24 protein-coding genes and 1 tRNA gene are annotated in these 24,296 nt (G+C 47.4%); 6 read left to right on the top strand and 19 right to left on the bottom strand.

Annotated features, from left to right (window positions below; genetic code table 11):
• Positions 1-3: 3 nt before the first annotated feature.
• The 5 genes from pth to A1sIA56_RS00650 all read right to left on the bottom strand — a co-directional run bounded on the left by pth (position 4) and on the right by A1sIA56_RS00650 (position 3,918).
• Positions 4-579 carry an aminoacyl-tRNA hydrolase gene (pth, locus tag A1sIA56_RS00670; RefSeq protein ID WP_095673049.1) on the bottom strand — a complete coding sequence of 192 codons (576 nt, stop codon included), beginning with the start codon at positions 577-579 and terminating at the stop codon, positions 4-6.
• A 21-nt stretch (positions 580-600) separates the two neighbouring features.
• Positions 601-1,218 carry a 50S ribosomal protein L25/general stress protein Ctc gene (locus tag A1sIA56_RS00665; RefSeq protein WP_095673048.1) on the bottom strand — a complete coding sequence of 206 codons (618 nt, stop codon included), beginning with the start codon at positions 1,216-1,218 and terminating at the stop codon, positions 601-603.
• 141 nt (positions 1,219-1,359) lie between these two features.
• Positions 1,360-2,340, bottom strand: coding sequence for a ribose-phosphate diphosphokinase (locus A1sIA56_RS00660; RefSeq protein ID WP_095673047.1), 981 nt, complete (start codon positions 2,338-2,340; stop codon positions 1,360-1,362).
• Between the two features lie 5 nt (positions 2,341-2,345).
• Complete coding sequence (glmU, locus tag A1sIA56_RS00655; RefSeq protein ID WP_095673046.1) at positions 2,346-3,773, bottom strand: bifunctional UDP-N-acetylglucosamine diphosphorylase/glucosamine-1-phosphate N-acetyltransferase GlmU; 1,428 nt, start codon at positions 3,771-3,773, stop codon at positions 2,346-2,348.
• A gap of 73 nt (positions 3,774-3,846) precedes the next feature.
• Positions 3,847-3,918: transfer RNA gene (locus A1sIA56_RS00650), tRNA-Gln, on the bottom strand.
• A gap of 54 nt (positions 3,919-3,972) precedes the next feature.
• Between A1sIA56_RS00650 and A1sIA56_RS00645 the strand changes: the two genes are divergently transcribed.
• Positions 3,973-4,482, top strand: a complete 510-nt coding sequence (locus A1sIA56_RS00645) for a MarR family winged helix-turn-helix transcriptional regulator (RefSeq protein ID WP_095673045.1) — start codon at positions 3,973-3,975, stop codon at positions 4,480-4,482.
• Here A1sIA56_RS00645 and A1sIA56_RS00640 read toward each other — a convergent pair whose 3' ends face one another.
• From A1sIA56_RS00640 to rsmI, 5 genes are read right to left on the bottom strand one after another with little or no spacing between them, the layout of a single operon-like run.
• Positions 4,483-5,394, bottom strand: a complete 912-nt coding sequence (locus A1sIA56_RS00640; RefSeq protein ID WP_095673044.1) for a 4-(cytidine 5'-diphospho)-2-C-methyl-D-erythritol kinase — start codon at positions 5,392-5,394, stop codon at positions 4,483-4,485.
• 1 nt (position 5,395) lies between these two features.
• Positions 5,396-6,235 (bottom strand): 16S rRNA (adenine(1518)-N(6)/adenine(1519)-N(6))-dimethyltransferase RsmA, encoded by an 840-nt coding sequence (rsmA, locus tag A1sIA56_RS00635; protein ID WP_095673043.1) that lies wholly within the window; start codon positions 6,233-6,235, stop codon positions 5,396-5,398.
• Entirely contained in the window at positions 6,232-7,089 is an 858-nt protein-coding gene (locus A1sIA56_RS00630) for a TatD family hydrolase (RefSeq protein WP_095673042.1), read from the bottom strand. Before A1sIA56_RS00630 ends, rsmA begins: the two co-directional genes overlap by 4 nt.
• Positions 7,090-7,096: 7 nt before the next feature.
• Entirely contained in the window at positions 7,097-8,659 is a 1,563-nt protein-coding gene (gene metG, locus A1sIA56_RS00625; RefSeq protein ID WP_095673041.1) for a methionine--tRNA ligase, read from the bottom strand.
• A complete protein-coding gene (rsmI, locus tag A1sIA56_RS00620) occupies positions 8,656-9,498 on the bottom strand; it encodes a 16S rRNA (cytidine(1402)-2'-O)-methyltransferase (RefSeq protein WP_095673040.1) in 843 nt (280 codons plus the stop codon). Before rsmI ends, metG begins: the two co-directional genes overlap by 4 nt.
• 27 nt (positions 9,499-9,525) lie before the next feature.
• On the opposite strand from rsmI, the gene A1sIA56_RS00615 reads away from it, so the two are divergent.
• On the top strand, positions 9,526-10,794 hold the full coding sequence (locus A1sIA56_RS00615; RefSeq protein ID WP_223298440.1) for a dolichyl-phosphate-mannose--protein mannosyltransferase: 1,269 nt from the start codon (positions 9,526-9,528) through the stop codon (positions 10,792-10,794).
• Positions 10,795-10,802: 8 nt separating this feature from the next.
• Here A1sIA56_RS00615 and A1sIA56_RS00610 read toward each other — a convergent pair whose 3' ends face one another.
• From A1sIA56_RS00610 to A1sIA56_RS00600, 3 genes are read right to left on the bottom strand one after another with little or no spacing between them, the layout of a single operon-like run.
• On the bottom strand, positions 10,803-11,597 hold the full coding sequence (locus A1sIA56_RS00610) for a hypothetical protein (protein ID WP_095673038.1): 795 nt from the start codon (positions 11,595-11,597) through the stop codon (positions 10,803-10,805).
• A 54-nt stretch (positions 11,598-11,651) separates the two neighbouring features.
• A complete protein-coding gene (locus A1sIA56_RS00605) occupies positions 11,652-12,227 on the bottom strand; it encodes a GNAT family N-acetyltransferase (protein WP_095673037.1) in 576 nt (191 codons plus the stop codon).
• Positions 12,228-12,239: 12 nt separating this feature from the next.
• On the bottom strand, positions 12,240-13,151 hold the full coding sequence (locus A1sIA56_RS00600; RefSeq protein ID WP_095673036.1) for a molybdopterin-binding protein: 912 nt from the start codon (positions 13,149-13,151) through the stop codon (positions 12,240-12,242).
• A gap of 44 nt (positions 13,152-13,195) precedes the next feature.
• Here A1sIA56_RS00600 and A1sIA56_RS00595 point away from each other — a divergent pair, with 44 nt between their 5' ends.
• A complete protein-coding gene (locus tag A1sIA56_RS00595) occupies positions 13,196-13,750 on the top strand; it encodes a 5-formyltetrahydrofolate cyclo-ligase (protein WP_095673035.1) in 555 nt (184 codons plus the stop codon).
• Here the strand turns inward: A1sIA56_RS00595 and A1sIA56_RS00590 are convergent.
• Genes A1sIA56_RS00590 through A1sIA56_RS00580 form a run of 3 tightly spaced genes read right to left on the bottom strand, consistent with a single transcriptional unit; the run spans position 13,747 to position 17,281 of the window.
• The gene (locus A1sIA56_RS00590; protein ID WP_095673034.1) at positions 13,747-14,892 is read right to left on the bottom strand and encodes an acyl-CoA dehydrogenase family protein; all 1,146 of its coding nucleotides are present in this window, start codon (positions 14,890-14,892) and stop codon (positions 13,747-13,749) included. The genes A1sIA56_RS00595 and A1sIA56_RS00590 overlap by 4 nt on opposite strands.
• Positions 14,889-16,769: a bifunctional copper resistance protein CopD/cytochrome c oxidase assembly protein gene (locus A1sIA56_RS00585; RefSeq protein ID WP_095673033.1), complete on the bottom strand. Its 1,881-nt coding sequence runs from the start codon at positions 16,767-16,769 to the stop codon at positions 14,889-14,891. The genes A1sIA56_RS00590 and A1sIA56_RS00585 overlap by 4 nt, the downstream gene beginning before the upstream one ends.
• Positions 16,766-17,281, bottom strand: coding sequence for a copper resistance CopC family protein (locus A1sIA56_RS00580; protein WP_095673032.1), 516 nt, complete (start codon positions 17,279-17,281; stop codon positions 16,766-16,768). The genes A1sIA56_RS00585 and A1sIA56_RS00580 overlap by 4 nt, the downstream gene beginning before the upstream one ends.
• Before the next feature lie 123 nt (positions 17,282-17,404).
• On the opposite strand from A1sIA56_RS00580, the gene A1sIA56_RS00575 reads away from it, so the two are divergent.
• The 3 genes from A1sIA56_RS00575 (at position 17,405) to purU (ending at position 20,747) form a co-directional block, all read left to right on the top strand.
• Positions 17,405-17,605, top strand: coding sequence for an FmdB family zinc ribbon protein (locus tag A1sIA56_RS00575; RefSeq protein ID WP_095673031.1), 201 nt, complete (start codon positions 17,405-17,407; stop codon positions 17,603-17,605).
• 176 nt (positions 17,606-17,781) lie between these two features.
• On the top strand, positions 17,782-19,887 hold the full coding sequence (locus A1sIA56_RS00570) for an MMPL family transporter (protein ID WP_095673030.1): 2,106 nt from the start codon (positions 17,782-17,784) through the stop codon (positions 19,885-19,887).
• A 20-nt stretch (positions 19,888-19,907) separates the two neighbouring features.
• A complete protein-coding gene (gene purU, locus A1sIA56_RS00565) occupies positions 19,908-20,747 on the top strand; it encodes a formyltetrahydrofolate deformylase (protein WP_095673029.1) in 840 nt (279 codons plus the stop codon).
• On the opposite strand, the gene A1sIA56_RS00560 is transcribed toward purU, so the two are convergent.
• The 3 genes from A1sIA56_RS00560 to A1sIA56_RS00550 are packed head-to-tail and all read right to left on the bottom strand — an operon-like array spanning position 20,744 to position 24,060.
• Complete coding sequence (locus A1sIA56_RS00560; RefSeq protein ID WP_095673028.1) at positions 20,744-21,685, bottom strand: CapA family protein; 942 nt, start codon at positions 21,683-21,685, stop codon at positions 20,744-20,746. The genes purU and A1sIA56_RS00560 overlap by 4 nt on opposite strands.
• A gap of 52 nt (positions 21,686-21,737) precedes the next feature.
• A complete protein-coding gene (locus A1sIA56_RS00555) occupies positions 21,738-23,417 on the bottom strand; it encodes a sensor histidine kinase (protein WP_095673027.1) in 1,680 nt (559 codons plus the stop codon).
• Positions 23,410-24,060 (bottom strand): response regulator transcription factor, encoded by a 651-nt coding sequence (locus A1sIA56_RS00550; RefSeq protein ID WP_095673026.1) that lies wholly within the window; start codon positions 24,058-24,060, stop codon positions 23,410-23,412. The genes A1sIA56_RS00555 and A1sIA56_RS00550 overlap by 8 nt, the downstream gene beginning before the upstream one ends.
• Positions 24,061-24,296 lie beyond the last annotated feature (236 nt).

Genomic DNA, 24,296 nt, shown 5'->3' with positions numbered 1-24,296 from the left:
TGATTAAGAGTTGAACTTTGATTGCGTGAGGTCGAGCCCTTTTTCAATCAGGAACTCAACGCAATCTGCTCCGCGATCGATAAATTCATCGATGGATTTCTTCTCTTCTTTACTAAATTGCTTGAGAACGAAATCACCTGGATCTTGTTGCCCCATAGGACGACCGATGCCTAGACGCACGCGGAAGTAATCTGCTGTTCCAAAGGAAGAAGTAAGTGATTTCAATCCATTATGGCCATTGTCGCCACCAGCAACCTTGGTGCGAATAGCTGCGTATGGAATATCGAGTTCATCATGCAGAACAATAATTTTTGTTGGCTCAACAGAGTAAAAAGATGCGAGTGCCTTAATAGGCCCACCCGATTCATTCATAAAGCTCTTTGATTTAGCGAGAATTACTGAATGCGCATCGACCCCAACGCCCAATTTGTAAGCGGCGATATCGGTACGAGATTTATGTGTAGAAAGTTTTACATTGTGGCGTTTAGCTAGATGATCAATGACCATCTGACCCACATTGTGACGGGTGGCAGCGTATTCATCCCCGGGATTACCGAGACCCACTACCAACCACGTCATAACGCGAAATCGTACGGGTTATTAGTCCTTCTTCTCTGCATCTGCAGCAGGTGCCGCAGCTGCATCAGCAGCAGGAGCTGCAACAGCAACTTCTTCAACAGCTGTTGAGCGCTCTGAAAGGTGAACGATGATTGTGTTCTCTGGGCTAACAAGAGTTGTGCCGGCAGGAAGTACAACATCTGAAGCATGCTTTGAAGTTCCAGCAGCCATTCCTTCGATGTTAAGAACGAGGAACTTAGGAATTGCTGTTGCCTCTGCCTCAACTTCGATTGAGTTGTGCTGTGTCTCAAGGATGCCGTCTGGATCGTGCTTACCTTCAGTGTGAATTGGAACTGAAACAGTTACCTTTTCTCCTCGACGAACAAGTACGAGGTCGATGTGCTCGAGGATCTGCTTGAGTGGGTGGCGAACTACAGACTTTGGAAGTGTGAGCTCAGCCTTTCCATCGATATCGATGTTAAGAAGAACGTTTGACTCTTTAAGAGCTACGCCGAGTTCGCGTGCTGGAAGAGTGATGTGAAGTGGCTTTTCGCCATGTCCGTAGATAACAGCTGGAACGAGACCTGCAACGCGTGCGCGACGTGAAGCACCCTTACCGAATTCGGTACGTGTTGTTCCCTTGATTGATACTTCTGCCATTTCGAAACTCCCCTAATAAATTCATTTAGTTGCTGTTATCGGACTTCTTTATATTGCGAAGTTCCAGCAGGAGTTAATACCTACGCCGTCGATCACGGATAAATTTCACCCTCGCCGGAACGAGGTGAAGATTAGCGTGACTTAGCTGTGGCCGTCAAAAAGGCTAGTTACTGAGCCATCTTCGAAGACTTCGCGGATGGCGCGAGCCAGAAGTGGGGCAATTGAGAGCACGGTGAGCTTGTCGAACTTCTGGTCCTCAGACAATGGAAGTGAGTCTGTGACGACTACTTCTACAGCGCGGCAGTCGCGTAGGCGATCTACTGCAGGGCCTGAGAAGACTGCATGTGTTGCAGCGATGATGACATCTTTTGCGCCACCTTCGAAGAGAGCATCGACAGCCTTGGTGATTGTTCCCGCTGTATCGATCATGTCATCGATAACGACGCATGTGCGGCCTTCGACATCTCCGACAACTTTTCCAACAACTGCTTCATTTGGAATAAGTGGGTCGCGAGTCTTATGGATAAATGCGATTGGGCAACCACCGAGAAGTTCTGACCAACGTTCTGCAACGCGAACGCGACCTGAGTCAGGTGAAACGATGGTGAGCTTTGAGCGATCGACCTTGCTGCCAACGTAATTGGCAAGCATTGGAAGTGCGAATAAGTGATCGACGGGACCGTCGAAGAATCCTTGAATCTGAGAAGTGTGAAGATCAACAACCATGAGGCGATCAGCACCTGCTGCCTTAAAGAGATCTGCCATGAGGCGCGCAGTAATCGGTTCGCGACCACGGCTCTTCTTATCCTGGCGAGCGTATGCATAGAACGGAGCAACAACGGTGATGCGCTTTGCAGATGCGCGCTTGAGAGCATCGATCATGATGAGTTGTTCCATGATCTGCTTATTGATTGGTGCTGAATGTGACTGAATAACGAATGCATCGCAACCGCGAACAGATTCTTCAAAGCGAACAAAGATTTCGCCGTTGGCAAAGTCATATGCAGATGTTGGGGTAAGTGGAATACCTAGTTCGGTGGCAACTTGCTCTGATAACTCTGGAAATCCGCGGCCTGAAAAAAGACGAAGTTTTTTCTCTGAGGATAAACGGATCTCGCTCAAGGAAGTTAGCCCTTCTGCTCATCGGTGCTGTGGCGCGATGCCGCCTCAGCAGATTTAGTGCCGGGACGCTTACGCAGAACCCAACCTATTACATTTCGCTGCTTTGCCCTACCGACACCAATTGCGCCAGGAGGAACATCTTCAGTAATCACAGATCCAGCAGCTGTGTAAGCGCCATCGCCGATTGTGACTGGGGCTACCAACATTGAATCGCTTCCGATTCGGACGTGATCGCCAACGACTGTGTAATGCTTTTCAACGCCGTCGTAATTAACAAAGATAGTTGCAGCGCCGATATTGCTACCTTCGCCGATAACCGCGTCTCCTACATATGAAAGATGTGGAACCTTTGAACCTTCGCCCAAAGTCGCATTCTTCATTTCGACATATGCGCCGACCTTTGAATTCGGTAGCAACTTAGTTCCAGGGCGTAAGAATGTATATGGACCAACGTTTGCGCCATCGCCAATAATTGCTTCAGATGCGCGAGATTCAATAACGCGAGCACCCGCACCTACGGTGCAATCAACAAGAGTTGTACGTGGGCCAATAACCGCGCCGGTAGCTACTGTGGTTGTGCCGCTAATTGCAGTGCCTGGCATCAAGACCACATCGTTTGCAACTGTCGCAGTTGCATCAACCCAAGTGCTTAATGGGTCAACGATTGTCACGCCAGCGCGCATCAAATCTTCATTGATGCGATCGCGCAAAAGAGCTGCTGATTCTGCAAGCTGAACGCGGTCATTGACGCCGAGAATTTCAATGAAGTCATCGATAAGAACTGCAGCAATTTTTCCGCCCTCGTTGCGAAGAATTTCAATAACATCGGTGAGATAGAGCTCGCCTTGTGAATTATCGTTCTTAAGCTTTCCGATTGCTCCTGCAAGTTTGATTGCATCAAATGCATAGACGCCTGAGTTAACTTCGAGAATATCGCGCTGTACTTCATCGGCATCGCGTTCTTCAACGATACGCAAGAGTGAATCATCATCGCCACGAATGATGCGGCCGTACCCAGTTGGATCGGGATGTTCTGCTGTCAGCACTGATGCAGTGAATCCACCTGCATGGTGTTGCTCAAGAAGTTGAGCAAGTGAAGTGCCGGTAAGCATCGGAGTATCGCCGGCAAGAACCAAGATTGTTCCGGTTGCCTTTAAACCATCGAGTGCCAACTGAGTTGCATGGCCTGTACCGCCGCGCTTTTCTTGGAAGACTGTTGTGACATGTGGAGCAACTTCTGAAAGGTGAGCTTCTACTTGTTCGCGACCTGCGCCCACAACAACGCACACATGTTTTGGTGCGAGCGCATCGACAGCATGGAGAACGTGGCCGACAAGGGAACGACCTGAGATTGGATGGAGAACCTTGGGGGTACTCGACTTCATGCGAGTGCCTTCTCCAGCAGCGAGAATCACTACTGTTTCGAGGCTCATGTGTGCAGTCTACTTGCTAAGGCTGAGATTGAAACGGTGGCTCCGCCTTACCTATCGGCTGAGCAATACATTGCTCCGCCACCAGGTATCGATCCTGGACCCTGGGCTTCAAAGGCCCATGTGCTAGCCACTACACAATGGCGGAACCTATATTCTCCCTTATCTTCGGTAGTGCTCGCGACCACTAAACTCATTTCTTATGCAGAGCAATTCGAATCCTCTTGAGCGGGATGAAGTAGACCGTCTCATAGCGGCCTGGAAGCGCGAGCGGCCAGATCTCGACCTCTCCCCCTTAGCTGTCCTTAGCCGTATCACTCGTATCGCCCGCCACCTCGATATCGCTCGTCGCGATGCATTCGGCGATCTTGAAAATTGGGGCTTCGATGTTTTGGCTGCTCTGCGTCGTGCCGGCGAACCACATCAGCTTTCACCTGGTCAATTAATGCAAGAGACCATGGTGACAAGTGGAACGATGACAAATCGCCTTGATCGCCTTGAAGAACTTCAGCTGATTACTCGCGAACAAGATCCTGATGATGGTCGCGGTTCATTAGTGACCCTTACAAAAACTGGAATGCGCGCAGTTGATTCAGCACTTGAAGATCTTTTGGAAAATGAACGCGAACTGCTTGGAACTCTATCTGCAGGCGACCGTGAAACTTTGGCAGAGTTATTAAGCAAACTTGTTACAGAGTTTGACGAGAATTAATTAAATAACTTTTGCGCCGTGCACTGGTCCATGCGCACGAGCAACGCTTCCGACTACACCGCTTGCAGTGAGCGCCACAGCTAAATCAAGTCCTGAATCTTCGTCGGCAACAAGGAACGCAACTGTTGGACCAGAGCCGGAAACAATTGCACCAAGTGCGCCGTAATCACGACCAACTTCTAGAACAAGGCTCAGTGCTGGGCGCAATGAACACGCTGCGTTCTGTAGATCGTTGGTAAGTGCGCGACCCACTGCATCGGCATCTGCTGCAAGAAGTGATTGCATCAATTGATCTGAAACTTGAGGCGGTGCGATATCGAGTTCAGCACGCATGCGATCGCATTCGGTATAGACAGCAGGTGTTGATAAACCAACGCTGGAAAGTGCCAATACCCAGTGATAGGTACCGCGAGATAGCGCTGCAGTGAGTTGATCACCGTGGCCCTGACCAATTGCTGTGCCACCAGAGATCATGAAAGGAACATCGCTGCCAAGTTGTGAACCAAGTGCGTGCAACTCTTCTCGTGACATCTCGAGCTGAAAGAGGGCATCCATCGCAACTAAAGTGCCTGCAGCATCGGCGCTTCCGCCAGCCATGCCACCTGCAACCGGAATCGACTTCTTAATTTCAATATGAACATCGACATCGAAATCAAACTTCTGACCAACTAACTGTGCAGCCTTTACAGCAAGATTTGAGTGATCTTCAGGAACGCCGTGTGTGTGCTCGCCGGTGACAGAGATGGTAACGCCACTTCCAGGGTTTGATTTGGTAACGGTGACATCATCAAAGATAGAAATTGCTTGAAAGACAGAGACAAGGTTGTGATACCCATCGGCCTCACGAGGTCCGACAGATAGCTGCAAATTAACTTTTGCAGGTACGCGTACCGTCACTGAATTCTTAGCCACGTTAAGACTCTACCTGTTGAGATGCAATCGCGCAGAAGCCATGAATATCGAGCGCTTCTCCGCGAAGAGTTGGGTCAATTCCTGCAGCACTTAATACCGCTTCGGCTGCAGCAGATCCGCCATACATTGAAGAGAGTGCCGAACGGAGCATCTTGCGACGTTGTGCAAAAGCTAAATCAATAATTGCAAATACCTTTTTGCGTAGCTCTTCATCCCCTGGAGTTTCGCGGCGCTTAAAGCCAACTAACTTTGAATCCACATTGGGTTGTGGCCAGAAGATGCTGCGCGAAACAGAACCTGCACCTGTGACATCAGCCCACCATGCAGCTTTAACACTGGGGATTCCATACTCTTTTGAATTCGGCTTGGCCGCTAATCGATCTGCAACTTCGGCCTGCACCATGACTACTCCACTGCGCAGTGAAGGCAAGATTTCCAGCAGGTGTAGAAAGACAGGAACAGAGACGTTATATGGCAAGTTTGCAATCAAGACAGTTGGATCAATCGGCAAGCTCTTCAGTGTCAGCGCATCCTGATTAATGACAGTCAAGATATCTGCACGCTCTGAATGTTTTGCAGCAGTGATCGGTAATTGATTCGCCAAGCGAGAATCGATCTCAACAGCAACGACTGCTTGCGCTTCTTCCAACATTGCCAATGTCAGTGACCCAAGACCGGGTCCGATTTCGAGTGCGATATCAGTTGGGGTTAAACCTGCTGTGCGCACAATCTTGCGGCAGACATTTCCATCGTGAACAAAGTTCTGTCCAAGGGACTTTGAGGGTTTGAGATCGAGAGCTTCAGCAAGCTCGCGAATTTCAGCGGCGCCGAGCAGGCTCATGCGAAGGATCCGAAGATACGTTCAGCGTTTACAGATAGTGCGGTGGCTAGTTCTGCCACATCTTCATCGCGTTCTGCGGCCATTGCTCGCACAATGTTGGCAATCTGCGCAGGTGTATTGAGAGCTCCGCGGTGAGGAGATGGAGCTAAGAACGGTGAATCTGTTTCGACCAGTAACTGGTCGTGCGGAACAAGTTTGACCGCATCACGCAGAGCTGGCGCATTCTTAAATGTCATAGTGCCGGCGAAAGAGAGGATGTAGCCACGATCGATGCAGGTCTTTGCCATTTCAACATCGCCTGAGAAGCAGTGGAAGACAGTCTTTTCTGGAGCTCCTACTTCGAGCAAAATGGAAAGCACATCGTCATGTGAATCGCGGTCGTGGATAACAAGTGCCTTATTGGTGCGCTTTGCTAGATCAATATGCCATTTAAAGGATTCTTGTTGGCGTTTCTGTAGCGCAGGTTCGGTGCGGAAGTAATCAAGACCAGTTTCACCGATTGCACGAACACGTGGATCCTGCGCAAGTTTTTCAATGATTGCCCAATCAGCTTCAAGATCTGGAACAACCGGTGCTTCATTGGGGTGCAGCGCAACAGCTGCTAGTACGCGGCCTGGAAACGCGTTCGCCATATCGACGCACCACTGCGATTGTTCTGCTGAATATCCAACCTGCACGATGCGATCAACATTTACTGACTTGGCATCATCAAGAACTTGGCGCACCGCATCCGAATCAGGAGCTTCATTGGTAACGATTTCAATATGCGCATGCGCATCAACTGTTGGGACAGGAAGCGGTTCAGGAAGTGGAGCAGGTTGACGATCTATATCGCGGTTGTGGCGATCGGCCATTAGAGATTTACTCTTTAACTTCTAACCGTGGGAATAAGACCGGAGTCTTTGTGACAGTTGCACCTTGTGGCAACTGACCCCAGGTCGCAACGTTAGAAATTTCTTGCTTTCCAATTTCGCCAAGTGCCTCTTTTGCGCCCAGTGATTCCCACAAGATTTCTGTAGTTGCAGGCATAACTGGGTGGAGCAGAACAGCAAGTGCGCGAAGTGCTTCAGCAGTGTTATATAAAACTTCTTCAAGGACAGCCTGGTTGGCAGGATCCTTCGCAAGAATCCAAGGCTCTTTGATTGTGACAAAGCCATTGACCTGCTTGCAGTAATCCATCACCGCGTTGATTCCACCTTGGAAATCGAGTGCGACCATTGCTGCATCTGCCTTATCGACAGTTATCTGAAGTGACTCAGCAAGAGCTGCATCCTTAGCAACTGCAGGGACTTTTCCGCCACAGTACTTTTCAATCATTGCAGCAAGGCGTGATGCCAAGTTGCCGAAGTCATTTGCGAGTTCAGATGTGTAACGAGCGCTCATATCTTCCCAAGAGAAAGATCCATCGCTGCCGAATGGAATTGCGCGCAAGAAGTAATAGCGGAATGCATCGACGCCAAAGTGGTCGGTGATATCTGATGGAGCAATACCGGTGAGCTTGGACTTTGACATCTTCTCGCCACCGACGAGCAACCAACCGTGTGCAAATACCTTCTTGGGAATCTCGATTCCGGCAGCCATAAGCATTGCTGGCCAGATCACTGCGTGGAAGCGCAAAATATCTTTTCCGACGAGGTGAACATCTGCAGGCCATGTCGCTGCAAACTTCTTGCCACCTTCAGAATCTGGTGCATCGGTAAGTCCTACTGCTGTTGCATAGTTGAGCAAAGCATCAAACCAAACATAGACAACTTGATCAGTATCCCAAGGAACAGGAATACCCCAGTCGAATGTCGAGCGTGAAATTGAGAGATCTGAAACGCCGCCTTCGAGAAATGAAACGACTTCATTGCGCGCGCTTTCTGGTTGGCACGCTTCAGGATTGTTCTTGTAATGATCAATAAGTGGTTGCGCGAATTCAGAGAGCTTGAAGAACCAGTTATTTTCATTAACGAGTTCGATTGGCTTGCTGTGAATTGGGCAGAGCTTTTCACCATCGGCATCAATGAGGTCGCCAGGTAGCTTAAATTCTTCGCAGCCAACGCAGTAAGGACCTTCGTACTTACCTGCATAGATATGGCCAGAATCTTTGAGTGATTGCAAGAACTTCTGAACGCGCTCTGTGTGGCGCGGTTCGGTGGTGCGGATAAAGTCATCGTTAGCGATATTGAGCGCTTCCCAATTAGGTTTCCACGCATCGGCAACTAACTTATCGACCCACGCTTGCGGTGCAACGCTGTTCTGTTCTGCAGTGCGCATGACTTTCTGACCGTGTTCATCTGTTCCGGTAAGGAACCAGACTGACTCACCGCGCTGGCGATGCCAACGAGTCAGGACATCGCCGGCAACAGTTGTATATGCATGGCCAATATGTGGCGCATCATTTACATAGTAAATAGGCGTAGTCAGGTAGAAAGACTTCATCTGCTCATCTTATTCGCATCGACTACGGCTGCATAAACGATCTTCTTTGGAAGGTCGAATTCATCGGCGACGGTAGCGATCGCGCCTTTTCGGTCCATTCCAGCGGCCTCATATTCGCGGACTCGAGCAACTGCATCATCGGCGGTCTTGCTCTGCGAGCCAGCCTCAACTCCAGCGATGACCAATGTGATTTCACCAAGTACTTCTTTACCAGCAGCCCAGGTAATGAGTTCAGCCAAAGTGCCACGAATTGTTTCTTCGTAGGTCTTTGTCATTTCGCGACAAATTGCACCTCTGCGAGATTCACCAAGGATTGCTGCAGCATCGACAAGTGATTCATGGAGTCGATGAGGCGCTTCAAAAATCACCATCGTGCGCTCTTCAAAGCGGAGTGACTCGTAGAAAGTATTGCGCGCACCTTGTGCGCGAGGTGCGAAACCTTCAAAGGTAAAGCGATCGGTAGGAAGTCCAGAAAGGGCAATCGCCATCGTTGGAGCACTTGGTCCAGGAATAACAACAGTAGGAAGATTTTCAGCGATGGCATCGCGCATCAAACGGAAACCAGGATCGCTGATTGTTGGCATTCCTGCATCTGTCACAACAAGTACTTCTTTGCCTTCTCGAAGCAGTTGAAGAATTTCTTGGGTGCGATCTGTTTCATTACCTTCGAAGAAAGAGATGATGCGAGCGGTAAATGTGACGCCCAAATCTGAGGCTAAGCGATGGAATCGACGTGAATCTTCTGCGGCAATTACTTGAGCAGATTCGATAGCGTTCTTGAGGCGTGCGCTTGCATCGAGCGGATTTCCAAGTGGAGTCGCTGCAAGAACTAGGGCCATATGCGAATCCTCCCATATTCTGTACTTATGGTTGCAGCTATTGCTCCGATACTCATCGCACTTCTCTCTTTCATACTCCGCATCGTTGATCTGGGACGAGTAAAGGGATTTATCTTCGATGAGGTCTATTACGTCGATGGTGCACGCGATTTGCTGGCATACGGCGTTGAAGTCTCTGGAGATAAAGCTGAATTCATTGTGCATCCACCTGTTGGTAAATGGTTGATTGCACTTGGAATCAAAGTATTTGGCGACGATAGCTTTGGCTGGAGATTCACCAGCGCTCTCGTAGGTTCTTTGATGATTCTATTGATTGCACTTATCGCTCATCGCCTCTTTAGAAAGACGGTTCTCACAGCTCTTGCTGCAGGCTTAATGGCAATCGATGGTCTTGCTTTAGTCCATTCCAGAACTGCGCTACTTGATAACTTCCTTGCCTTCTTTATTCTTGTTGCAACATATTTATTCCTTACCAAACGCTATTGGTGGACCGGAATAGCACTGGGCTTGGCACTTGGAACAAAGTGGAGCGCTCTCTATTTCATTGCAGTTTTCGGAGCGATTGGGTTGTACCGAGCATTCACTCACCACTCAGGTCGTGACTTGCTCAAGCCAACACTTGCGCGCATCGGACAATTTGGGATTACTCCGCTAGTCATCTACATATCTTCTTGGGCTGGATGGTTTGCAAGTAACCGCGGTTGGGATCGTAACTACTCATCAAATGTATTTTCGTCCTTTATTTACTACCACCAACAAATGTTGGGATTCCATACAGGCTTAACAGATAAACACACCTATCAAGCAAGCCCCTGGAGCTGGCTTGTCATGGGTCGGCCAACATCTTTCTATTACGAAACTCCGCAAGGATGTGGAAGCGAAAGTTGTTCTCAAGAAATTCTCGCACTGGGCACACCCTTCTTATGGTGGCTAGGTGCAATCGCAATCTTTGTTGTATTTGGAATGTGGATCCGCGCAATTGTTCTTAAGGAGATGGAGCCGGCACTTACTTTGATTGTTGCCGGAATAGCAGCTGGGTATCTTCCGTGGTTCTTCTATCAACAACGCACAGTCTTTACTTTCTACGCAATTGTCTTTGAACCGTTCTTGATTCTTGCTCTTCTTTATTGTGCGCGCTGGATACTTTCTCATTATGCACGGGTGGGAGAAGTAATTATCGCTGCAGCATTTGTCGTGCTCTTCTTTAACTTTCTCTACTTCTTGCCTGTCTATTTAGGCGATGTCATCACATACGAGGCATGGCGCTCTCGCATGTGGTTCCCGAGCTGGATTTAAAGGTTTAGTTACTGATTCGCGGCGCGAACTTCGCGCAGACGCTGCACTGCTTCATCAGCTAATTGCTGATCAAATACTTCATCGCGTGAAGGCGCAGCTGCAGCAAGTGCCTCGCGCTCAAGACGCTCTTGTTCTTCAGTCCACTTACCTGGCTCAGTTAAATCAATAACGCGCTTTGCCTGAACTGCCTTAGGCGCATTGACATATGTTGGGACTGGAATCTCATTTGGTTGCCACTCGGCACGTGATTGTGCTGTTCCTTTTGGAAGCAAAGTCACTCCAGTGAGTTCGCGCTCTGCAAGAGGCACCCAGTGGTCCTGATTAATCTTTACTTCATGATGTGTCTTTGTTGTCAGTACATCAGCAAGGTTTGTATGTGAAACACCTTCAGTGGTGCGATGCAGTTGATCAACGCGACGACGTTGAATGCGATCACTATTTTCTTGACGTCGCACGTGGGCGATGTAGATAACCAATCCAGTTACTGGAAGAGCGATGGCTAAATATGTGAAGGTCTGCATGATTGCACCTACCGTTGTAAGAATCATTGTGATTGTGATGAGAGAGAAAATTATTCTGCGGCGCATAAGTTGTTGGGCTACGCGTCCTGCACGATCGACATCTGTATAGATAACACCGGAAGTTGTATTTGCTCCCGGAGTATTACTTGCAACTACACGAAGAGCGCTTTTATATCTTTCAACGCTCTTTCCCGAAAATTCGTTCTTGTTATGTACCCAGCGAGGCAGAAAATAGGCAACCCACATGCCAATAATCGCTAGATAGATAATTCCCGAAGCCATGATGGGTAAAGATTAGAGGTGCAGGCCTTTAACTCCTTGGATTTCAAGGGGGGTTTACTTGATTAATTCATTGTTCTTAACGAAGCAGACATGGTCTCGCCATGCTCCATCAATATGCAGAAAAGCCTTGCGGTGGCCTTCTAATTCAAAGCCTGCCTTCTCGGCAACCCTGCATGATGCTGCATTTTCAGGGCGCACATTTATCTCAATGCGATGTAGCCCCAACTGTGAAAAACCAAAGGCAGATACCAACTTCACCGCTTGGGTTGTGAACCCACGGTTGGCGAAATTGAGATCGATCCAATATCCAATATGAGCTCCACGGAGAGCTCCATACATAACGCCACCCATAGTTATCTGTCCGACCAGATTACTGCCGTTCCAGATGAGGAATGAATATGAGCGACCTGCACGAGCTTCGCGATTGAGATTTGCGACCATCTCAAAGAAAGAAGGGCGCTTTGTGTGAAATTCGCTAGCCGGGCTATCTTCTGGAATCTGCGGAAGCGTTGCTTCCCAAGGGCTTAACCACTCTCGGTTTTCGGCACGGACGTTATTCCAGCGAGCACGATCTCGAAATCTAGCGGGCCTCAGAGTGATTTCATCTCCGTGAAGAACTACAGGCCACATAGAAATCGCGCTTTAGAGGTATCGGCGTTCGAGCACGACAACAGTGACATCGGCACCTGCAGTCAGTGAAGTTTCGCCTTCGGGTACTGCGATAAAAGAATTGGCATCAGAAAGCGTTGCCTGCTCATCCTGCGAGCTCAGTGGCGTTACAGACTTTCCATCTTCGCTCAAGATTGCGCGAACGTATGAGCGATCGCCACCGGATGAAGTAAGCGCCTTCTCAAGCTTCGCCTTTACTGATGGGCGATGAATTGTTGCTGTACCAAGCATGGTGCGAATCATGGGTCTGACCAAGAGTTCAAATGAGATGTAGGCAGCGATTGGGTCGCCAGGAAGCGTGACTACCGGAGTCTTATCTGGTCCGATGGTTCCGAAGTTATGGCGACCGCTGGATTCAATGGCAATATCAACTGTCTTCACTTCACCCATCTTTTCGAGGGTACGAGTGATGAGATCGAAAGAGTCGTCATGGCGTTCGCCGCTAATAATGATGAGGTCTGCGCGGACCAGCTGATCTTCAATCACGCTCTGCAATTGTGATTCATCATCTGGAATCGAGTGAACGCGATAGGCAACTGCGCCGACTTCGCGCACGGCTGTGGTGAGCAGCCAAGAATTTGTTTCGTACTCTTCATCAGCTTTGAGCGGAGTTCCTGGTTCAACTAAATCCGGGCCAGCCGAAATCACGACAACACGTGGATGTGGTCGAGTGGGCAGGTGATCAAGTCCGATTGAAGCAGCAAGACCGATCTGAGTTGAGCGAATACGACTTCCGGCTTTCATGACAAGACGTTCGCCGGCGAAGATATCTTCAGCAAGGGTTGCATCATGCGCATCAAGAAGCGGCATATCAAATGGGTCGAGAGGACGGCATATTTCTAAAAGAGAAGTAAGTACTTCATCTACGCGCAATCGTTCTGACATAATCACTAACCTTACTTGCACAGGTCTACGTACTAGGGGATTTCATGGGTATCAGCGAAGAAAAGTCATCACTTCGAACTCGATACCGCCAAGAACGTAACGCGCGTTACATCGAACATACCTTTGAATTTCTTGTGAGTTCTCCAGAATTCACTCGCGCAACCACCATTGCAAGTTACATGTCATATGGCGATGAACCAGATACTCATCAACTCAACCAAGCACTTATCACAGCAGGAAAAACTCTCGTTCTTCCCCGCATCAATGGCGATCAGCTCGAATGGGTTCGCTGGACTGGCGAGCCAGAAGGTTTAGAGAAAGCAAAGAAAATTCTTGAACCCGTGGGTCCGGCAATCAGCGATATTGGCAAGATTGAAATTGTCATTGTTCCCGCACTTCGTATCGATCGAAGTGGTTATCGTCTTGGCCAAGGTGGTGGTTATTACGACCGTGCACTTCCGCAACTAGCTGCCTGGTCGATTGGTCTCATTCATCCCGACGAGATTTCAAGTGAAGATCTACCGCGCGAACCATGGGATTTTCCATTACATGCAGCGGCAACGCCCGATTTAATCCTTAGATTTCAAAAATTCAATTAAGGAAGATTGCGAGCGATAACAATTCGCTGAATCTGGTTGGTGCCTTCATAGATTTGAGTCAGCTTGGCATCGCGCATCATTCGCTCGACTGGGTAATCTGAAACATATCCATACCCGCCAAGTACCTGCACTGCATCAGTTGTCACTTTCATGGCGACATCAGTTGCATAGGTCTTGCTTGCTGCTGAGAAGAACTTCAAATCCTTATCGCCACGTTCGCTTTTAGCTGCAGCTGCATACGTAATTTGGCGAGCTGTTTCAACTGCAATTGCCATATCGGCCAACATAAATTGAACGCCTTGGAAATCAAAGATCTCTTTGCCAAATTGTTTACGTTCATGCGAGTACTTCTTGGCGGCATCGAGTGCGCCTTGCGCCAATCCAAGTGCCTGCGCTGCAATGGTGATGCGGGTGTGATCGAGGGTATCCATTGCGAGAGCAAAACCTTTTCCGACTTCGCTGATGCGTCGATCATCTCCAATAGTTACATTGTCGAAGTAGACCTCTCGCGTTGGAGAACCGCGGAATCCCATCTTCTTCTCTGGTGCACCGAAAGAGACTCCGGGATCCGACTTTTCAACAATAAATGCTGTTATCCCTCTAGAGCCAAGTGAAGGATCTGTCTGAGCGATGACTGTGTAGAACTCAGAGACACCGGCGTTTGAGATCCACTTCTTGCTTCCATTAATTACCCACGAATCGCCTTTGCGCTCTGCCTTTGTCTTTAGAGATGCAGCATCAGAACCAGATTCAGATTCGGATAAGCAGTAAGAGAAACCTTTTCCTTGAGCGAGTGGACGTAGCCAGCGCTCTTTCTGTTCTTTACTTCCACCAAGAATCAGTGGCAGAGAGCCCAACTTATTTACTGCCGGAATTAGAGATGAGGCACCGCATACGCGTGCGACTTCTTCGATGATGATGCATGTTGCAAGTGCATCTGCGCCATCTCCACCAAACTCGGAAGGAACGTGCGCTGCGAAAAGCCCTGACTTCACAAGTGCATCGTGTGCTTCTTGGGGATAGCGATGATCTTCATCAACTTCGCGCGCAAATGGCGCAATTTCATTTTCGGAAAGTGATCGCAAGCTATCGCGTAAATCGTTGTACTCAGATGGGAGAGTAAAGATGTTTTCAAGACTCATTGCTTTCCTTCTCTCTCATCGCGACGCTGCAATTGGCTGAGATAATTATTGTATTGCGCTAATTCATCAGGTTCACCCATGGCGGCAAGACGAGCTTCATTGCGGTCGATGCGCTTAGCTTCGCGTGAATCATCACGCATCCACTGAATAAAGGTGGCAATCAGCGCCAAGATAATTGGAACTTCGCCCATCCCCCATGCAATTGCACCAGCTGCATGCTGATCTGCAAGTAGGTCAGTAAGCCATGGTGTTTGAAGAGAAGCGTAGTAACCCTGATCAATCAAGGTAGTTGTTGCAAGTAATGAGATTGCAAAGAATGCGTGAATGCTCATGGCAGCAAAGAGCATCACGATGCGAACAATGTGAGGAATCTTCTTTGGGTTGGGATCAATTCCGATAATGACATGGAAGAAGAGGAATCCAGCTAGGAAGAAGTGGATATTCATAAAGAGGTGGCCCGCATGCGATTGCATGAGGTTTCCAAAGAGATTGGTGAAGTAGAGAACAAAGAGTGAGCCATCGAATAAAGCAAGTGCGGTCAATGGGTTGGTGAGAATCACGGAATAACGTGAATGTAGGAATGCAATCAACATGCCACGTACGCCACGTTCGTCTTTTGTACGACCCAGTGGAAGTGTGCGCAGAGCCAGAGTAATTGGTGCTCCCAGCACGATTCCGATTGGGGCCACCATGCCGATGACCATGTGAGCGATCATGTGATATTCAAATGAGAAGAGGGCGTAGACGCCTAAGCCGCCACTTGTTGCAAAGTCGAGTGCAGAAATACCGAGTGCAAATGCAATTGTTCTTCCCACCGGCCATGAATCACCACGACGTTTCAGAATAATTACACCCTTGATATAGAGAGCGACAAGGATGATGAGTACACCGATAAAGAGTGCATCTGGGTTATATGCGGTAAGTAAACGCGTGAAGCTAGGTGCTTCTGGTGTAGCCATTCCAACGATCGAAAGCGCTGGGCTGTACTTCACATTGGGCGCAAGTGGTGGCTGAGAACTCGATAACCAACTTCCTAGAACAACTGTCACGCCCATGATCAGCGCTTCAATTGCAAGGACTCGACCCATTAAATTCCAGCCAGTTTTATCGCTGCTTAGAAGAGTCTTGCGATTTCGATAGCCAAGGAAAATCAGGACAAGGGTAAGGAGCGCTTTGAGAAGAATGACCCGTGCATACCCAGTTGACCATGCTGCCTCAAAGTTAAGTCGCGTCCATGCACTCGCAATTCCACTGACTACAACAGAGATTGCAGCCCATAAAGCCAGTTGGCTAAATCGAGGAAGTGCCATGGTGCGATCATCGGATGAGATAAGAAGTAGCGCGAGAATTCCACCGACCCAGAGCGATAGACCCGCAACGTGTATGACGAGAGCACCAATTGCTAATGAGTGCGATCCGCTTGCTGCAGAGTGGCTTTGAAAGACCGGTATGACAAGGGCAATCAGTGAAAGTCCCAAGAAGATAGTGCTAGCGAGAACTTTGTTGACGAGATTAATACCCAAAACGACCACAGCAATCAGCGCCAATTGATATCCCAGGTACTTACCGAGATCTACCTGTGTGAGAAAGGAGTTAAGCGATGTCGTGTCAAAGGCATCGAGAAGAGATGTTCCCAAGATATTTGCAAGGGTGAGAATGATCTGGAAGGCACTTGTAGCCAGCCAGATAAATCCGAAGATACGAAGCTTCTTACGCAGCGCCAGTGAGCTCTTTTCAAATGCACCTTCATGCTCTGGCAATAGAAACGACGTTGCTAGGAGGCAGCCGATAAATGCAAATGCGGCAAGAGTTGAAACTGATTTGTTGAGAGTTCCTAGAAATTCAACAGAAGTCAGATTGCCTGACAGAAAATTCATCGATCTCTATATAACTTTCTCGCATATAGAGAGAGCGCAATAGTGACTACTACTGCTGCCGCAAGAAGCCCAAGAACAAAAATTGTTGTTCCAAGATTATTTCCTGAAGGTGTTGGAATTTTTGATGGTTCAGGAGCCACTGTTGCAATCACAGTAGGTTCAGCAAAATTAAATGTAAATGTTCCAACGAGCGGAACATCATTTTCTGCCAAGAGCGAATAGTTGACGCTATAGATTCCGGTCTTCACTAACTGCTTAAGACCGATAACGGCATTGATGCCATCGATGGTGAGCGCGCCATCATCTACTCGGACACCCGTTGGATCAGTCACTGAAACTTCGTTTCCAGTATCCATCAAAGGTAGTTCTGTTGTGATGGTTACGGCGCTCGGTGCGCTTTGCAGAGTTGCTCCAGAAAGCGGAGAAGTTGCAACGAGAGTATTGGCGAAGGCAGTCATGGGTGTTAAGAAAATTGCTCCAATGACCAATGCGATAACGCTGACCTTCTTCATGCTCACATACTCCTCTTTTATTTCGATATCGGTGCTCAGAACCCGCGTGGATTCGCGCCTATCGTCTCACTTCTTTAGACTTAGGCATAGATACCCAAGAACGAATAGAAGAAAGGTCACATTGTGCCTACATACCAATATGCATGCTCCGTGTGCGACCACGCCTTCGAAGCTTTCCAAAGTTTCTCTGAATCACCGCTGACAGAATGTCCTGAATGCAAGGGCGAAGTTCGTAAGGTGTATTCGGCAGTAGGCGTTGTATTTAAGGGTTCAGGTTTCTACAAGACCGACTCCGTTTCAAAGCCAGCTTCAACTTCAGAATAAATTAACCGTGATGTGGCGGCTTATCGCCTTTAATCTCTTCTTCGCGACGTCGATCTTCATTCTGGTCCTCACGAGGGTCGCGTTCATCCTCAGTTGTTGTAGGAAACACATCGCTCATGAGGGAACACCTGTTCTTTAAATTCGAAACCGATAACGCAATCCTACATACTTAACTCATGTTTGAGCGCCTTGGTCATGTTCTTGTCCGTTATAAGAAGAGCGCAGTTGCCCTCTTTGTCATTGGAATCTTGCTTACAGGAGCAATCGGTTCACTGATCTTCAGCAGACTCGATTCAGGTGGCTACTCAAACCCAAACAGTGACTCATACAAGGTCTATGAATATCTTCGTGACGAGTTAAAGGTTCAAGATCCTGCAGTTGTAGTTGTTCTTGATTCGGGTGATACCGATATCACTGATCCAATCGTTACTCAGAAAGCGCTTGCGCTAGAGAAGAAGATGGCGCAAGAAGAAGGCGTTACTAAAACACTTTCATTCTGGAGTTCAGGTGGCGAACAAACTCTGAAATCTTCAGACGGAAAGGCTGGTTTCATTCTTATCTACGGCGATGGAGAAGCATTTACACCTAAGAGCCAGAAGCTCGGCGCGATCTTCCAGGAAAAGTACGATGGAAAAATTGATGGCCTCACTCTCTATGCAGGTGGCGTTGGTGTAGTTGGAAATGCCATCACTGAGAAGATCAGCAAAGACTTAAAAATCTCAGAAGCAATCTCTATTCCACTTACCTTTGTTCTCCTTGCCTTTGTATTTGGCGCTCTCGCCGCTTCTGCAATGCCGCTTATTGTTGGCGTTGCAGCAATCTTGGGAGCCTTCTTTATCCTCTATCTCATCTCACTCTTTACTGAAGTAAGCGTCTACGCACTCAACCTCACAACTGGTATGGGGTTAGGGCTGGGAATCGATTACGCGCTCTTGATGGTCAATCGCTTCCGTGAAGAGATCCATCACGGCAAGAGCGTTGAAGACTCTGTCATCACCACTATGGCAACTGCAGGAAAGACTGTCTTCTACTCAGGTCTTACCGTTCTTGTCACCATGGTCTCGCTGACTTTCTTCCCTCTTCCATTCCTTAAATCATTTGGCTATGCCGGTGTATCTGTAGTTGCACTTGCTGTTGTCGGCGCAATCTTGGGATTGCCACCAATTCTTGCTCTCGTTGGAAAGAAGATCGACAAGGGCGTCATTAGAAAATCAGCAATCACGCCGAAAGAAGATGGTCGCTGGGCAAACACTGCACGTATGGTGATGAAGCGCCCTACCGCTGTTGTCATTCTTTCACTCATTGTTCTTGGCATCATGGCGGCTCCTGTGCAGAACATTAAATTCGCACAAGGTGATTCACGAATGCTTCCTGCAGATAATCCTGCAGCAGTTGCAACTGCGCTCCAATCAGAGCGATTCCCTGGACAAACAGGAACCCCTATTGAAATTGTAATCTTCGATGGAATTGATAAGACCGAAGAGATCGCAACCTACGCTGCAAAGATTGGTCAAGTCTCTGGCGTTATCGCTGTTGCTCCGCCACAAGTAATTGGTCAAGATGTTCGACTTGTTGCATATCAATCAATGCTTCCGCGAACACCTGAAGCGCAAGCGCTTATCCATGAGATTCGCGATCTATCTTCTCCTGAAGGAACGCTGGTGGGTGGAGTAGCTGCGGATTACACCGATTCACAAGATGGCATTTCATCTACGTTACCTTGGGCGCTGGGTTGGATTGCGCTAAGCGTATTGGTGCTCATCTTCATCTTCACTGGTTCGATCATTCTTCCAATTAAGGCAGTGCTGCTAAACGTTCTCTCACTCGCCGCAACTATGGGTGTTCTTACTTGGGTCTTCATTGATGGACATCTTCAGTGGCTCGTTGGCTCATTTACTCTCACCGGAACACTAGATACATCCATTGTTATCTTGATTGCCGTCGTCGTATTTGGGCTTTCTATGGACTACGAACTCTTCTTACTTTCTCGCATACGCGAAGAGCACCTAGCTGGCAAAGATAATGTCGAAGCCGTTGCAACTGGACTTCAACGTTCTGCGCGAATTATTACTGCAGCAGCAGTTCTTCTCGCAGTTGTCTTTGCAGCCTTTATCTCGAGCGGCGTCACTTCCATCAAGTCGATGGGATTTGGCGTTGCCCTTGCGGTGATTCTCGATGCAACAATCGTTCGCGCCCTCTTGGTACCTGCTTTGATGCGCCTCTTTGGTGAGCGCAACTGGTGGGCACCTAAGTGGATGCAGCGATTTACCATTACTCACTAGTTCCCTTTAAACTTACGAGCATGGATCTCATCGCTTCCCTGCAATGTGCGGATCAGCCAGGCATCGTTCACGCGATGACTACTGCCGTGCTTAATTGCGGCGGTAACATCATTGAGAACCAACAGTTCACAGATCACACAACAAATACCTTTGTGATGCGTACTCGCTTTGAGACTTCACAAGGACTCGATGCTGCGCATAAGAGCCTTAATGAAGGTCTCGGTAAGTTCTCACCAGCACTTCATATTCGCCCCACCGCTGAGAAGCCTCGTGCACTCGTTCTTGTTACTAAAGAGAGCCACTGCCTACGCGATTTGATGTATTTGCTTGAACTCGGCGAACTCCCTATTGAAATTCCATTGGTTATCTCTAACCGTGAAGAACTCAAGTCACTCGTTGAATCACACGGAATTCCATTCCTTTATCTTCCAGTCACAGCCGAGAACAAGGCCGAGCAAGAGAAGGTAATGCTGGCAAAGATTGCAGAACTCAAGATAGATTTCGTAGTTCTCGCTCGATACATGCAGATTCTCTCTTCAACATTTTGCGCTGCAATGCCAGGAAAAATCATCAACATTCATCACTCATTCTTACCTGGCTTCAAAGGTGCAAGGCCATATCACCAAGCGCATGACCGTGGCGTAAAGATTATTGGCGCAACAGCTCACTTTGTTACTGCTGATCTGGATGAAGGTCCGATCATCGAACAAGATGTTGCGCACGTGAACCATTCAGCAACTCCAGAAGAGATGATTGCGCTGGGTCGCGATATTGAACGTCGAGTTCTTGCTCGTGCAGTGAAGTTATATGCCGAAGATCGAATCTTTATCGTCGGTCATCGCACTGTTGTATTTGCCTAAACCGTAGCTTCAGAAACTTCGATTTCTGGGACCTTCGTCAGATTATTAATTATGAATGGCTTGACTTTGTAAGAGATGCGTTTCTTCGAATTGATTTGAATCTTAAGGATTGCCGTTTTTCGATTATCTATATGCGATGAATAAAAGATGAAGTTGCCCAGTGAATAGGCCACAAGCTTCTTATTTACATAGGTAATTGGCTGAAGAGTATGCGAATGGCTTCCTACGATGATGTCAGCACCAAGTGAGGTCCACTTCTTTGCGCTGGCAATCTCATAGTTTCTTGGAGTAAATGTGCCTTCTTCTCCCCAGTGGGTAAGAACGATGAGTACATCACTTGCTTTATCAAGGCGAGTGATTGCCGCTTCGGATGAAGCTGAGTCATAACCATTAGTGGTGCCGGCTTTATCCTTCCTTGCGATTGAATCAGGTCCACCGTGAACCTTGGCAAGACCAAGAAGTGCAATCTTGATTCCATTGATTGTGTATATGCGACCTTGGTAGGCGCTCTCGCTATTCCTGCCACCACCTACATAGGTAAAACCGGTGGATCTCAAATTTTGTAAAGTATCAATGAATCCATCAAGTCCATAGTCATAGCTGTGATTATTGGCAACGTTGGCAACGTTAAAACCGACGGCGCGTAACGACTTTAAAAACCGGACATCGGTCTTGAAGTTATATTCCTTCTCTTCTTTCTTAGTCTCAGATGTAACTGAAGTTTCGAGATTGAAGATATTGAGGTCGCCATCTGCAAAGTACTTCTTCAAAGCAGGGATAGCTTTTCGATTAATCGCACTTTCCCCATGGACATCACCAACGACATTGATAATGATGGGCTGGTTTTGAGGATTAGAGGCCTCAACTGGACTAGAAATAATTTGAAGTGAAAGAGTTAATGGTAAGAAAAGAGCTCTATTAAACTTTTTGCTTCCCATTACCGAATGTTATGTTGGGGCGAGCTATTTCAGGAGCATTACGAGTGTTTGCTTAAATTTTCATCTCAAGAATCGTCCAATCGCCTTCTCTGCGCCTTTTCCAATTCCCCGCAACCACTTCATCCAACCAATCACTTCCAAAACTTCGTCGCTCCTGAGGATCCCAACTCCCTTGATTTCGAATAATCAGCAGCAATTTTCCATCGCTTCCTAGCCTGCCACGAATTTCAATCCTTTTCGATTGTGCAGATCTGACAGCGTTATTGATGGCTTCCTCAATAATTTGCACCAGTAACCGATTTCGACGTAGATTTTCAAATGCTTCTTCGGGGATATCCGTGTGAATTTCCACAATCCCTTCCCATGCAGAGATTACTCGGTGGAGCCGATCAATCGGCGCTTCATCAAAGTCCTGAAATTCCTCACCAATGGAACGATTAATTCGAGCGCCAATCTGTTCGAGTATTGCGCGAGTTCGTTCCGAGTCGGGATTCTTGGCAATATTCTCGAGTTGTAGGCTCAAAGCTAACAGTTCGGATTGCAAAGAATTATGCAGAAATGATGCTGCATCGTTATTAGAAATTTGATTGTACTGATTGTCTGTCGCGGTGATTCGATTCTTTTCAAGTTGTTCGACTAGATAATCTCTGTCTTTTACAGTCAATTCTCGAATAGAAATGAGAACTGATAAAAACATTATCAAAGGAACGAATACAAAACTGTACTCTGCTGTTTCAAGATTAAAACCAAAAACATTCAGTATGTAAATTACCACGCTGATTGAAAGACTTATGAGAAAGAGCAAAAAGAGCTTTTTTAGAAATAGATTTTTTTCTGCTCGTATTGTGTATTTCTGAATAAAAAAGAATAGGATGAAGCTGGTGAAACATAAGGCAAGCGAACCGCCAATCCCCCTTTTGACTCCATAATCAGCTGAGAGATTAAATAAGCTAAGAAGTAATAGGAGACTAGAAACTGTATGGGGAGGAACTTTTAAGAGACGGATACCGTCGATGACGGTATCGCGAACCTTAATCCGAGGGATGAGGCTATTTCTATCGACCCAGAGTCTGTGGCTAAGGGGCCGAACTACCTGATCAATGATTCCTTTTACATGAGTTGCAGCCGCGATCAGGGCATTTTTATCGTGCGCGTTGGTATTTATCTCCCCCAGTACCTGCCGCAACATCGTTTCAATCGATTCAAATTCCTGACTCAAGTCGACGGATTGATGCCTTGGCTTCTTCTCAATTTTCATGTAGTTAAAGAGTGATGTACGTATGAGGGTTTCTAGTTTGTCACGGTAACTGCGAAAATCATTTACGATTACAGAAATACTGCATAGCCAGAACAGCGTAGTGGCCGTCGAGGTGAGCACTCTTATCGATATCGATGTTGGGTTTGTAATGTTTGCGAGCGTAAATATCTTGTACACCAGTAGTCCACGTATGGCTCCGATGCTCATGATAAATAATAGATTTGCAACAAAATAGCTCGAGATATTTTTCGTTCGCGTGAAATTTCGAACAAATCTTGAGGATATGACAAAGTAAAAAGCACATAAAATGGTTGCAGAAATACCCCCAAGTAATGATGTCAATAATTTTTCAGGTGTTAGTTGTTCGGTAATTGCTAAAGGAACGGAAATTACTGAAATAGGTGCATAGAGGAGAAAGGATTCTTTCGAGATTGAGATCTTTGATACTTGATTATCAGATTGGAACTTAGTCATGTATCTCCCCGGGTGGAGTTTTTCCAGTTAAGGAAAAGTAGGCACGGGTAAGTTGTATTCGAGGGTTCAAATTTTTTGTCCGCGGCAAAGTTAATATCTGATGTATTCGCGATATTGCTGCCTCAATTGATTTTTCGGTGACGCCGCGCTGAGTTGCAATACTTGCTGTTGTATACCCTTCAGAAACCAGTCTTAATATCTCAATTTGAGTTTCTGATAATTCACTGGGGTGAAGATCTGAGCGACGCGTGGTGGCGAGTGGATAATGCTTCGCCCGCAGAATGGCGGTGTACAGAAGATTAAAATCGTTAATGCGAGATTTAGTCAAATAGAGCGACCCGGTTGGTAGCGCTCGATTTCCTTTGACAAAGAGCCTGGGATCGCTGAATGAGGTCAAAATGACGACGCCTAGTGTGGGGTTATCTTCTCGAAGAGCATGAGCAATATCTATTCCATTGGGACCTGGCCCCAGGTCGAGATCTACCAATAAGACCTCAGGCTTATCCGATTTCAAAAGTGCCATAGCTTCACGAGAAGATCCAACACTTGCCATTATTTCAAAGTTACTTTTTTGAAGTAGTGTCGTCATGGCGCTTCTGATAAACGGATCATCTTCGACAATAAGTACTCGGGCCAGAGACATATCCCAATTATTCACCACTTGCGAATTACTTTAATTCTTTTGAGGGAAAACCCTACAAAGTTAAAGGGTTATCCCTCTCTGTAAGAATAATTTCAAAAGAGGCTTAATAACCTCAACTTATGCGCTCACCACACAATAAAGTTCAAACTTCCACATGCTTTCGGGTTCAAAGTAAGTTCTTGCGAGCCTCAGCTATCACTTTAACTGTCGCGCTCCTTCAAGGGATCTCTGCCGGC

The organism is Candidatus Planktophila sulfonica, from assembly GCF_002288065.1.
Taxonomy (GTDB): domain Bacteria; phylum Actinomycetota; class Actinomycetes; order Nanopelagicales; family Nanopelagicaceae; genus Planktophila; species Planktophila sulfonica.
This window is presented reverse-complemented; position numbering and strand designations above follow the sequence as displayed.

Coding starts and splice junctions, on each gene's coding strand:
- A1sIA56_RS00645 (WP_095673045.1), top strand. CDS start 3,973: ATGCAGAGCAATTCGAATCCTCTTGAGCGGGATGAAGTAGACCGTCTC.
- A1sIA56_RS00615 (WP_223298440.1), top strand. CDS start 9,526: ATGGTTGCAGCTATTGCTCCGATACTCATCGCACTTCTCTCTTTCATA.
- glmU (WP_095673046.1), bottom strand. CDS start 3,773: ATGAGCCTCGAAACAGTAGTGATTCTCGCTGCTGGAGAAGGCACTCGC.
- A1sIA56_RS00580 (WP_095673032.1), bottom strand. CDS start 17,281: ATGAAGAAGGTCAGCGTTATCGCATTGGTCATTGGAGCAATTTTCTTA.
- A1sIA56_RS00605 (WP_095673037.1), bottom strand. CDS start 12,227: ATGTGGCCTGTAGTTCTTCACGGAGATGAAATCACTCTGAGGCCCGCT.
- pth (WP_095673049.1), bottom strand. CDS start 579: ATGACGTGGTTGGTAGTGGGTCTCGGTAATCCCGGGGATGAATACGCT.
- A1sIA56_RS00630 (WP_095673042.1), bottom strand. CDS start 7,089: ATGGCCGATCGCCACAACCGCGATATAGATCGTCAACCTGCTCCACTT.
- A1sIA56_RS00595 (WP_095673035.1), top strand. CDS start 13,196: ATGGGTATCAGCGAAGAAAAGTCATCACTTCGAACTCGATACCGCCAA.
- A1sIA56_RS00555 (WP_095673027.1), bottom strand. CDS start 23,417: ATGACTAAGTTCCAATCTGATAATCAAGTATCAAAGATCTCAATCTCG.
- A1sIA56_RS00600 (WP_095673036.1), bottom strand. CDS start 13,151: ATGTCAGAACGATTGCGCGTAGATGAAGTACTTACTTCTCTTTTAGAA.
- rsmI (WP_095673040.1), bottom strand. CDS start 9,498: ATGGCCCTAGTTCTTGCAGCGACTCCACTTGGAAATCCGCTCGATGCA.
- A1sIA56_RS00665 (WP_095673048.1), bottom strand. CDS start 1,218: ATGGCAGAAGTATCAATCAAGGGAACAACACGTACCGAATTCGGTAAG.
- A1sIA56_RS00570 (WP_095673030.1), top strand. CDS start 17,782: ATGTTTGAGCGCCTTGGTCATGTTCTTGTCCGTTATAAGAAGAGCGCA.
- purU (WP_095673029.1), top strand. CDS start 19,908: ATGGATCTCATCGCTTCCCTGCAATGTGCGGATCAGCCAGGCATCGTT.
- A1sIA56_RS00585 (WP_095673033.1), bottom strand. CDS start 16,769: ATGAATTTTCTGTCAGGCAATCTGACTTCTGTTGAATTTCTAGGAACT.
- A1sIA56_RS00560 (WP_095673028.1), bottom strand. CDS start 21,685: ATGGGAAGCAAAAAGTTTAATAGAGCTCTTTTCTTACCATTAACTCTT.
- A1sIA56_RS00550 (WP_095673026.1), bottom strand. CDS start 24,060: ATGTCTCTGGCCCGAGTACTTATTGTCGAAGATGATCCGTTTATCAGA.
- A1sIA56_RS00590 (WP_095673034.1), bottom strand. CDS start 14,892: ATGAGTCTTGAAAACATCTTTACTCTCCCATCTGAGTACAACGATTTA.
- metG (WP_095673041.1), bottom strand. CDS start 8,659: ATGAAGTCTTTCTACCTGACTACGCCTATTTACTATGTAAATGATGCG.
- A1sIA56_RS00610 (WP_095673038.1), bottom strand. CDS start 11,597: ATGGCTTCGGGAATTATCTATCTAGCGATTATTGGCATGTGGGTTGCC.
- rsmA (WP_095673043.1), bottom strand. CDS start 6,235: ATGAGCCTGCTCGGCGCCGCTGAAATTCGCGAGCTTGCTGAAGCTCTC.